Source organism: Streptomyces sp. NPDC001515, assembly GCF_053597115.1.
In genome coordinates this window covers 209,534-219,495 of record NZ_JBSFHN010000011.1, presented here as the reverse complement: position 1 = coordinate 219,495, position 9,962 = coordinate 209,534, and the positions used below count along the sequence as shown (strand labels likewise).

General features: G+C 72.1%; 5 protein-coding genes and 1 pseudogene. All 6 read right to left on the bottom strand.

Going from position 1 to position 9,962, the window contains the following annotated elements; translation table 11 throughout:
* A pseudogene (locus ACWCXC_RS14770) lies at positions 1-102 on the bottom strand (short-chain dehydrogenase); the annotation flags it as partial.
* A gap of 25 nt (positions 103-127) precedes the next feature.
* Complete coding sequence (locus tag ACWCXC_RS14765) at positions 128-547, bottom strand: VOC family protein (RefSeq protein WP_450683940.1); 420 nt, start codon at positions 545-547, stop codon at positions 128-130.
* A gap of 163 nt (positions 548-710) precedes the next feature.
* Positions 711-1,727 carry an ArsR/SmtB family transcription factor gene (locus tag ACWCXC_RS14760; protein ID WP_450888955.1) on the bottom strand — a complete coding sequence of 339 codons (1,017 nt, stop codon included), beginning with the start codon at positions 1,725-1,727 and terminating at the stop codon, positions 711-713.
* A 468-nt stretch (positions 1,728-2,195) separates the two neighbouring features.
* Complete coding sequence (gene ppdK / locus ACWCXC_RS14755; protein ID WP_450683938.1) at positions 2,196-4,907, bottom strand: pyruvate, phosphate dikinase; 2,712 nt, start codon at positions 4,905-4,907, stop codon at positions 2,196-2,198.
* A gap of 496 nt (positions 4,908-5,403) precedes the next feature.
* Positions 5,404-8,946 (bottom strand): SAV_2336 N-terminal domain-related protein, encoded by a 3,543-nt coding sequence (locus ACWCXC_RS14750; protein WP_450683937.1) that lies wholly within the window; start codon positions 8,944-8,946, stop codon positions 5,404-5,406.
* Positions 8,946-9,944 (bottom strand): AAA family ATPase, encoded by a 999-nt coding sequence (locus ACWCXC_RS14745; RefSeq protein WP_450888952.1) that lies wholly within the window; start codon positions 9,942-9,944, stop codon positions 8,946-8,948. The genes ACWCXC_RS14750 and ACWCXC_RS14745 overlap by 1 nt, the downstream gene beginning before the upstream one ends.
* Positions 9,945-9,962: the final 18 nt, after the last annotated feature.

Below are 9,962 nucleotides of genomic sequence, written 5' to 3'. Positions count from 1 at the left end.
GACGTCGGCGTGCCAGTGGTCGCTCTCCCCGTGCAGCCGCTCGGAGACCTTCTTCAGCTCGTCCGGCTCCAGGCCGACCAGCGCCAGCGTCGCACATCCGGCGCCGCGCGGCCGTTTCCCCCGGCCGTCAGGCGGGCTGTCCGCCGGCCTCGACGGCCGCCGGGTCCATCCACACGACTTCCCACAGGTGGTGGTCGGGGTCCTGGAAGGACCGGCCGTACATGAAGCCGAGGTCCTGGGTGTCGTTGGCGGGCGAGCCGCCGTGGGCGAGGGCGGCGTCCACCAGCTCGTCCACCTTCTCCCTGCTGTCGGCGCTCAGCGCGAGGATCACCTCGGTGGTCGCGGAGGCGTCGGCGATCTCCTTCTTGGTGAAGTCCTTGAAGCGCGGCTCCTCCAGGAGCATCGCGAAGATCGCGTCGCTGATCACCATGCAGGCGGTGTGCTCGTCGCTGAACTGGGGGTTGAAGGAGTAGCCCAGCTTGCCGAAGAACTCCTTGGTCGTCGCCAGGTTCTTGACGGGCAGGTTCACGAAAATCATCTGGGGCATGGCCGTCCCGCTCTCTGGGTGGTGTGGTCGGTGCGTCGCTCGAACGCGCTCACACCGGGTAGACAGCCGGACCGCCGGGAACTCATCGGCGCCGGACGGGAGAATTCCTTCCGTGCGGCGCCGGAGGAAAAACCTTTCCTCGACCGGCGGGACAGCATCCCGGTCACGGCACGGCGAGCGGCGCGCCCCCGCGCAGCAGCGCCCCGCCGAGCGGGGTGAGGGTGTGGAGGACCGAGCTGCCGTGGCGCAGGGTGTGCACGAGACCGGCCTCCCGCAGCACACAGGCGTGCTGGCTGGCCGAGGCGAGGGACACCCCGGCCCTGCGGGCCAGCTCGCTGGTCGTGCAGCCGTCGCCTATCACCCTCAGGACCGTCGAACGGGTGGAGCCGAGGAGCCGGCCGAGCCAGGGGCCCGGTTCGGCGAAGGCGGGGGCCGCCGCGTGGGTGACCGGGTAGACGAGCACCGGCGGGAGCAGCGGGTCCCGGTAGACGACCGGGGTGCCCCGGCAGAAGAAGGACGGCTGGAGGAGCAGCCCGCGGCCGTCCAGGTGCAGTTCCCGGTCGACGGGGTAGTCCGCCTCCAGGACCGGGGCGCGCCAGCGGATGACCGGCGGGAGCGAGGCGAGCAGCTCCTCGGGGCCGCCGTCCAGCAGGGCCCGGCCCCGGACGGTCCGGTCGGCCTCGATGCTCGCCTGGATGTGCGGCCAGTAGGGCTCGACGGCGGCGCGGTGGTAGGCGCGCAGCGCGCCGATGAGCCGCCCCAGGGGCTCCGTGCGCCCCTCCCCCAGCGCGTCGGGCTCCAGCGGCCGGACCGTGCGCCGGGCGGCGCCCCGGCGGCAGGCCGCGGCCTGGGTGTCCAGCACCGCCAGCTCGGCGCGCAGCCGCTCGGGCGGGGTGTCGCGCAGGACCTCGATTCCGGTGGCGAAGTCCAGCGGCTCCGGCCCGCCTCCGGAAGGCGTCAGAAAGTCGGGGAAATAGCCGCGGGATGGCACGACGGAGGACAGCAGGCGTACTTCACTATTCAACCGGGTCCGGGTTTCCGTACGCCATTTCCCGAAGACCGTGGAAGCCCGGCGGTCCCTGAGCCGGTGAAAGCTGAGAACGGTCTCCCATAATGCGTCCGGCCGGGTGGCCATCCGCACCGTGGATAGGTCCCATCCGGACACATGGATACGCAGCACCGAACCCCCACCCCTTGCACGTGCAATTACCCCTGCCCAAGAGTATGCGAAGCGTAACAACACGTCACCACGGGGTTTCGGCCAGAGGTGAAACGTCTCGCCCGGACCCGTCGCCAACCGAAAGGCTGTACGGCGTCGGGTGCGATTCCGGAACCACCGGAAGAGCGAGTGAAGGCCGTGGGGGGTTTTGCTCGTTCGGCGGCGGTTGGTGACGGTGCGGCTCCGCACGCGACGGGGGTAAGAGGGGTGCGGTCCATGGGTGGGGATCCATGGACCGCACCCCGGTCCGTTCCGGGCCCGTCGGCGGTTACGGGCCGATCTCTTTGCGCATTAAACGAAATATGGGAATGGCGGAGCGGCGGCACCCCCGCACAGGGCGCCGCCGCTCCGGGGGAATTCCGCGACCGCCGCCGGGACCGCTGAGGGTGGCACGGTCCGGCGCCGGCCTCCGGAATCAGTCGTCCGGGGTCAGCGGCTGTCGCTGCCCTTCGCCTCGGCCGCCGCCCGGCCCGCCTCCAGACGCGCCACCGGAATGCGGAACGGGGAACAGGAGACGTAGTCCAGGCCCACCTCGTGGAAGAAGTGCACCGACTCGGGGTCGCCGCCGTGCTCGCCGCAGATGCCGAGCTTCAGATCGGGGCGGGTGGCCCGGCCGGCCGCGACCGCGCTGCGCACCAGCGAACCGACGCCGTCCTTGTCGATCGTCTCGAACGGCGACACCCCGAAGATGCCCTTCTCCAGGTACGCGGTGAAGAACGAGGCCTCCACGTCGTCGCGGGAGAAGCCCCAGACGGTCTGGGTCAGGTCGTTGGTGCCGAAGGAGAAGAACTCGGCCGCCTCCGCGATCTGACCGGCGGTCAGCGCGGCGCGCGGCAGCTCGATCATGGTGCCGATCTTCAGCTTGAGGTCGGTGCCGGTGGCGGCCTGGACCTCCGCGATGACCCGGTCGGCCTCCTCGCGGACGATCTCCAGCTCCTGGACCGTGCCGACGAGCGGGATCATGATCTCGGCGCGCGGGTCGCCCTTGGCGTTCTTGCGGGCGGCGGCGGCCTCGGCGATCGCCCGGACCTGCATGGCGAAGAGACCGGGGATGACCAGGCCGAGCCGGACCCCGCGCAGACCCAGCATCGGGTTCTGCTCGTGCAGCTTGTGGACGGCCTGGAGGAGTCGCAGATCGTTCTCGTTGGCGTCCTTGCGGGACTCCGCGAGCGCCACCCGGACCGAGAGTTCGGTGATGTCGGGCAGGAACTCGTGGAGCGGCGGGTCCAGCAGCCGCACGGTGACGGGCAGCCCGTCCATCGCCTCGAACAGCTCGATGAAGTCGGCCTTCTGGAGCGGCAGCAGCTCCTCCAGGGCCGTCTCGCGCTCCTGGTCGGTGTCGGCCAGGATCAGCTTCTCGACCATCTCGCGGCGCTCGCCGAGGAACATGTGCTCGGTGCGGCACAGGCCGATGCCCTGGGCACCGAACCGCCGGGCGCGCAGGGCGTCCTCGGCGTTGTCCGCGTTGGCCCGCACCCGCAGCCGGCGCACCCGGTCCGCGTACGCCATGATCCGGTGCACGGCGGCGACCAGTTCGTCGGCGTCGTCGGCGCCCGCGTGCATCCGGCCCTCGAAGTACTCCACGACCGGGGACGGCACGACGGGGACCTCACCGAGGTACACCTTGCCGGTGGAGCCGTCGATGGAGACGAGGTCGCCCTCTTCGATCACCGTGCCGCCAACCGTCATCCGGCGGCGCTTGGTGTCGACCTCCAGCTCCTCGGCACCGCAGACACAGGTCTTGCCCATGCCGCGCGCCACGACCGCCGCGTGGGAGGTCTTGCCGCCGCGCGAGGTCAGGATGCCCTCGGCGGCGATCATGCCTTCGAGGTCGTCGGGGTTGGTCTCGCGGCGGATCAGGATGACCTTCTCGCCGGAGCGGGACCACTTGATCGCGGTGTACGAGTCGAAGACGGCCTTGCCGACGGCGGCGCCCGGGGAGGCGGCGATGCCCCGTCCGAGCAGCTCGGTCTTGGCGTCGTCGTCGAACCGGGGGAACATCAGCTGCGCGAGCTGCGCGCCGTTGACCCGCTGAAGCGCCTCGGCCTCGTCGATGAGCCCCTGGTCCACGAGCTGGGTGGCGATCCGGAAGGCGGCGCCGGCGGTGCGCTTGCCGACCCGGGTCTGGAGCATCCACAGCCGGCCGCGCTCGATGGTGAACTCGATGTCGCAGAGATCCTTGTAGTGGGTCTCCAGCGTCTCCATGATCCCCATGAGCTCGTCGTACGACTTCTTGTCGATGGACTCCAGCTCGGCGAGCGGCATGGTGTTGCGGATACCGGCGACGACGTCCTCGCCCTGCGCGTTCTGCAGGTAGTCGCCGTACACGCCCTGGTGGCCGCTGGCCGGGTCCCGGGTGAAGGCCACGCCGGTGCCGGAGTCGGGGCCGAGGTTGCCGAAGACCATGGAGCAGATGTTGACGGCGGTGCCGAGGTCGCCGGGGATGCGCTCCTGACGGCGGTAGAGCTTGGCCCGGTCGGTGTTCCACGATTCGAAGACGGCCTTTATGGCCAGGTCCATCTGCTCGCGCGGGTCCTGCGGGAAGTCGCGTCCGGCGTCCCGGGCGACGATCTTCTTGAACTGCTTGACCAGCTTCTTCAGATCGGCCGCGTCCAGATCCACGTCGACGGTGACGCCCTTGGCCGCCTTCGCCTCCTCCAGCGCCTCCTCGAAGAGGTCGCCGTCGACCCCGAGGACGGTCTTGCCGAACATCTGGATGAGCCGGCGGTAGGAGTCCCAGGCGAACCGCTCGTCGCCGGACTGCGCGACGAGACCGGTCACGGAGGCGTCGGAGAGCCCGATGTTGAGGACCGTGTCCATCATGCCGGGCATGGAGAACTTGGCGCCGGAGCGTACGGAGACCAGCAGCGGGTCGTCCGCCTGGCCGAGCTTCTTGCCCATCCGGGTCTCCAGGGCGTCGAGGTGCGCACTCACCTCGTCGCGCAGGGCGGCCGGCTCCTCACCGCTGTCGAGGTAGACCTTGCACGCCTCGGTCGTGATGGTGAACCCGGGAGGGACGGGAAGACCGAGGTTGGTCATCTCGGCGAGGTTGGCCCCCTTCCCGCCGAGGAGGTCCTTCAGATCTTTATTGCCCTCGGTGAAGTCGTAGACGAACTTCTGCACATCACTGTTTTCCGACACGGTCTCGACTCCTCGAAGACGCGGTGGCTGCCCTGACGGCGAGGAACATACCCAGATCGAAGGTGCCTGGGTACGTCCACTTGCGCGTCGTGGGGCCGCAACCACCCGTCCGCCAGCAGATCGAAAGTGGAACGAGGCGGCGCTCTGCAGAGCGTTCGAGTTTACTTCTTGAACGCATGATTACGTACAGCTAGGGCTTTCCGTCATTCCCGGCACGTTACGTAAGGGAAGCGTCGATCGATCAAAGTACGAACCCCTGGCACGCAGTGCCGTCATTTGAGAAATGCATCCCCCAAAAGAGCGCTCATGTGAGCGATCAAGTCATCAGGCGTGGCGAGGATCACGCCGGAGGGGCCGCTCAGATGTCACCATCCGGACACCGGAAGGGCGGCGGACGGTGCCACCATGGTCACGCATGGCGACCTCTTGGCCTGTGATGCGCCGGGAAACGGACGGCGAACGGTGAATCACCCGCGAATTGCCACCACTTTCGCGCTCATCTGAGCGGTGGTGCGGGTGGGGCACCCGGTGCCGCCAAGGACGCGGCGGCCGTACGCACGATCTCGTGCTCCTCGCCCAGCTCCCGGGACGCGAGGTCCCGCACCGCCGTCCACTCGGCACGGGCCCGGTCCGTCAGCCCGAGGGCGGCCAGCGCGTCTCCCAGCCGCTGGCGCGAGCGCAGGGTGTCGGGGTGGGCCTCACCGCGCCGGGCCCGGCGTCCCTCGACGACGGAGGTGAGGAGGTCGACGGCCTCCTGAGGCCGTCCGGCCGCGGTGAGGGCGACGGCGTAGCGGTGGCCGGCCGACAGCGCGGGCACGGCGTCCGGCGCCATCCCCCGCAGGTGCGCCTCGTGCGCGAGACCCAGCTGTCCGGCCGCCTCCTCGTGGCGCCCGAGGCGCGTGAGGAGCACGCCCATCCGCAGCCGGGTGTTGGCCGTCGACAGGCTCCACTCGGGCAGCGTGCGCTCCTCCATGGCCAGCAGCTCCCGGAAGTGGGTGAGCGCCTCGTCGTTCCGCTCCAGGCTCACCAGCACACGGGCCAGGTGGTAGCGGGTCACTCCGGTGAAGCTGTCCTCCGGTCCCAGATGTGCGCGGGCGTCCACCAGGAGCGCGTCCAGCAGCTCCGCCGCTTCCTCGGAGCGCCCCGCCGCGTGCAGGACGGTCGCCAGCTCGTAGCGGGAGCCCAGCCAGGCCCGCCGGCCCCGCGCGCCCAGGCTCTCCGCCTGTTCCATCAGCCGGCGCAGGCGCTCGGCCGCGTCCTCGTGCTCCCCCAGGTCCGAGCGGATGAGCGCCTGCAGCTCGCGGATGAACAGGGTGTCGCGGTGGTACTCCCCCAGAACCTCCACGGCCCGCGGTTCCAGCGCGTCGATCTCCTCGCGCGCCTCCCGGGCCCGCCCCAGGCTGCGGAGCGTCGCGATCAGATCCCGTCGTGCCCGGAACGTGGTCCTGCGGTCGGGGCCGTAGAACCGTTCGCTGGCCTCGATCGTGGCCCGGCGGTACGGCTCGGCCTCGTCGTGCCGTCCGGAGTCGTCGAGCAGGTCCGCGAGGCTGTCCATGATCCGGATCACGCCGGCGCCCTGGACGTCTTCCTCCGACTGCCTCAACTCCGCTATCCCGGCGCGCAGTTCGCTCTCCGCCTCCGTGTACCGTCCCAGCTCGGCGAGGGTGGCGGCATGCCAGGCGCGCGTGTGGAGCACCGAGTTGATCGAGACCCGGTTCTCGGGCCTCGTCTGGTATGCGAGCACCTTGGACAGCAGAACCTGTGCCTCGTGCGACCGGTCCAGCTGGTGGAGGGCGTACGCCTGGTACTTCAGGACCTCGATGTGCTCCCAGCGGTACGCCCCGTTGTCCAGCCGCTCATGGGCCGCCAGCAGGGCCGCGCCCTCCTCGACGGCCTCGGTGAGGCAGTCGTCGTCGTAGAGCATCTCCATGAGGAAGCGGCGGGCGTTGAGGGTGTAGTCGTGGTCGGCGCCGTGGACCTCGGCGGAGATCGCGATGACCGCCCTCAGCTCCTGTGTCGCCTCGGCGGTCTCGCCCAGACCGCTCAGCGCGATGGCGAGGTGGCCCCGCATGCTCCGCGTGACCAGGTCGGTCCACTCCGCCAGGCGGGACAGCAGCGCGCGGACCAGCCGCAGCAGTTCGTCCCGGCGGCCGGTCAGCCGGGCCTCGACGAGCCGTCGGCCGAGACCCGCCACCTGGGTCACCGCGCTCCAGCCGTAGTCGGGCTGCCAGTTCGCCCCCAGTTCGACGATCGCTTCGGCCTCCCGCACCACGGCGACCGGGGCCCCCGGATCCTCCAGCACCTGCCGGGCGAACGCCACCAAGGCCGGGGCCATCTCCTCCATCACGTACAGCTCGGCCGGGCCCGTCGGCCCGTCGGACACCGGCTCGTCGGCGGGGGCCGGTTCCGGGTCGGGGGCGTCCGGGCGCGGGCCGGTGCCCGGCGCGTCGGTGAGACCGAGGCGGCGCAGGAGTTCCGGGGAGGCGGCGGCGAAGGGGCCCGCGCGGTCCGGGAGGCTCGTCGTGGCGTCGGGGCCGTCGCCGGAGAGCCGGGCGCGGAACTCGGGTCCCGGGCCGCTGCGTTCCAGGAGGTACGCGGCGACCCGGTCGGCGGTGTCCAGGGCCACGGAGGTGCGGACCGTGTCGAGGAGCAGGTCCGCGACGCCGGGAAGGAAGGCGTATTCGGCGCCGTCGCCCAGGGCGCTGTGCCCGGAGCGGCGCAGCAGGCCGCCGAGGAAGACCTCGGCGAGCTGGGCGCGGTGGAAGGTGCCCCCGGCGGTGCGGTGGGCCTCGTGGACCACGCGCATGACGGGCAGGGTGAGCGGGGTGACCGAGGCCAGGGCACCGGCCAGCCTCCGGCCCTCCGGCGAGGCCGCCTCCCGGAAGCGGCGGAACCGCTCCTCGGGGGTGGGCGCGGGAGCGGGGCCGGGCGCCGGGGGCTCGGTGTCGGTGGGAGTGTCGGTGTCGGTGTCGGGGATCATCAGCACCGGGAGCGGGGTCCGGCTGTCGCCCTCGGCGAGCAGCGAGACCCAGGGGGCGAGCTGCCCCTCGGTGGCCTCCAGGACCGGCACGGGGGTGCCGCCGTAGGACATCAGCTCGGGCGGGAGCACCGGGTGGCTGACGCGCAGGGCGCGGCCGGGGGCGGCCGGCCGGCGGGAGCGGACCAGGAGGCGTTCGGCGGGCCGGCCGCCGGGGGCCGGCCACATCCGTTCGGGCAGCGGCTGGAGGATCGCGACGGGGCCCTTGCGCGCCCAGCTCCGCAGCAGGGCGGGGACGGCGCCGGAGCGCCAGGCGGGTCCCACCATGTCGGAGACCACCAGGACCGGGGTGGGGCGGACCGGGTCGGTCCGCAGGGCGGCCGGCGGGTGCGGGCCGGGGACGAAGGGGTGGGCGTGCAGCAGCGGGCCGGGGCCGCCGGAGCTGTCGAGGCCGTGGACGCGGAGGTCGTGGAAGGCGCCCTGGCTCTCCAGCAGGGTGCGCACCTCGGCGGCGTACCGCTGCCAGAGCACCATGGAGGGGCCGTCGTCGACCACGAGGACGGCGCTCAGCCAGCGTTCGGGCCGGGGCCGCAGGACGGGTTCGGGCAGGAACGTCTCGGCCATCCGCTCGACGGTCGCCGCCTCGTCGAGCACCAGGTCGGTGCGGGAGGCGACCGTGCGGCGCAGCGGGCGCATCGCCCGGTTCAGGGCGCGCTGCGACTCCAGGGACCGCACCCCGGTCACGCCGACCGGGCGCGCGGACCGGCCGGCCGCGGGGCCGGTGGCGGCGGGGGCGTACAGGCCCTGCGGCTCGTCGGCTTCCGGTTCGGGGTCGGGCGGCCCGGGGAGGTCGTGGCCGGACCGGCGGGCGGCGTGGTCGCGGTCCGCCTCCTCGGGTTCGAGGGGGCGGACCGGGCGGGTGTCCGGCTCGGGGTCGGGCGGGGGCTCGTGGTCCGGCTCGCCCCGCCGCCGCACCTCGGCGATCCACAGGACGTCGAGCAGCTCCTCGGTGGACAGGTCCACTCCGGCGCGGCCGAGGAGGGCGGTGAGCCGGTCGAACATCAGGCGTCCAGGTCCCCGAGCGAGCGGAACACCGTGTCGCGCAGCTTGTCGAAGTCCATCGCCGCGCCCGAGACCCGCAGGTGGACGGCGTTGAGGAGCTGGTCGGTCGCCAGGTCGTGCGCCTGGGTGTCACGCAGCCGCAGGAACTCCTCGATCAGGCGCTCGGCCTCCGTCGCGGCGTCCGTGCCGAGGTGCATGCCGACGATGGCGCGCAGTTGTTCGGCGTCCGGCTGCTTGAGGTCCAGGCGGACGCAGCGGCGCAGGAAGGCGGGCGGGAAGTCGCGTTCGCCGTTGCTGGTGATGACCACGACGGGGAAGGTGCGGCAGGTGACCCGGCCGCCGGTGACGGTGACCCGGCCGCCGTCCGGCCCGTCGTCCGGGCCGGTGACCCGGACCTGCGCCGACGCGCCCTTGAGCCGGGCCAGTTCGGGGATCTCGTAGGTCCCTTCCTCGAACACGGTGAGCAGGTCGTTGGGCAGGTCCACGTCGCCCTTGTCCAGCTCGTCGATGAGCAGCACCCTCGGGACGGTGCGCGGCAGGAGGGCGGTGCCGAGCGGGCCGAGGCGGAGGTAGTCGCCGATGTCAGGCTCGGCGGTGTCCCCGTCGTCGGTGCCGCCGCGCAGCGAGGCGTCCCGGAGCCGGCCGACCGCGTCGTAGCGGTACAGCCCCTCGGCCAGGGTGGAGCGGCTGTTGACCGGCCAGTGCAGCACCTCGCCCAGGCAGAGTTCGCGGGCGACGGCACGGGCGAGCGTGGACTTGCCGGTGCCGGGGCGGCCGGTGACGAGCAGCGGGCGGTGCAGGTGGAGGGCGGTGTTGACGATGTCGCGGTCGGTCTCGGAGATCACGTACCGGCGCCGGGGCCGCCCGGCCGCCGTCTCCTCGGCCGGCTCCGGGCCCTCACCGCCGCCGAAGGTCCGCCACGGCGGCGGCGCGGGCCAGGCGGTGACGGGATGCGGCTCGGCGTCGCCTCCGCGGAAGAGCCGCCAGTCGGTGCTCATCGGTTCCCTCGTCTCGTG

What these genes read in the sequence shown, in the direction of transcription:
- ACWCXC_RS14750 (WP_450683937.1), bottom strand. Translation starts at nt 8,946, where the DNA reads ATGTTCGACCGGCTCACCGCCCTCCTCGGCCGCGCCGGAGTGGACCTG.
- ACWCXC_RS14765 (WP_450683940.1), bottom strand. Translation starts at nt 547, where the DNA reads ATGCCCCAGATGATTTTCGTGAACCTGCCCGTCAAGAACCTGGCGACG.
- ACWCXC_RS14745 (WP_450888952.1), bottom strand. Translation starts at nt 9,944, where the DNA reads ATGAGCACCGACTGGCGGCTCTTCCGCGGAGGCGACGCCGAGCCGCAT.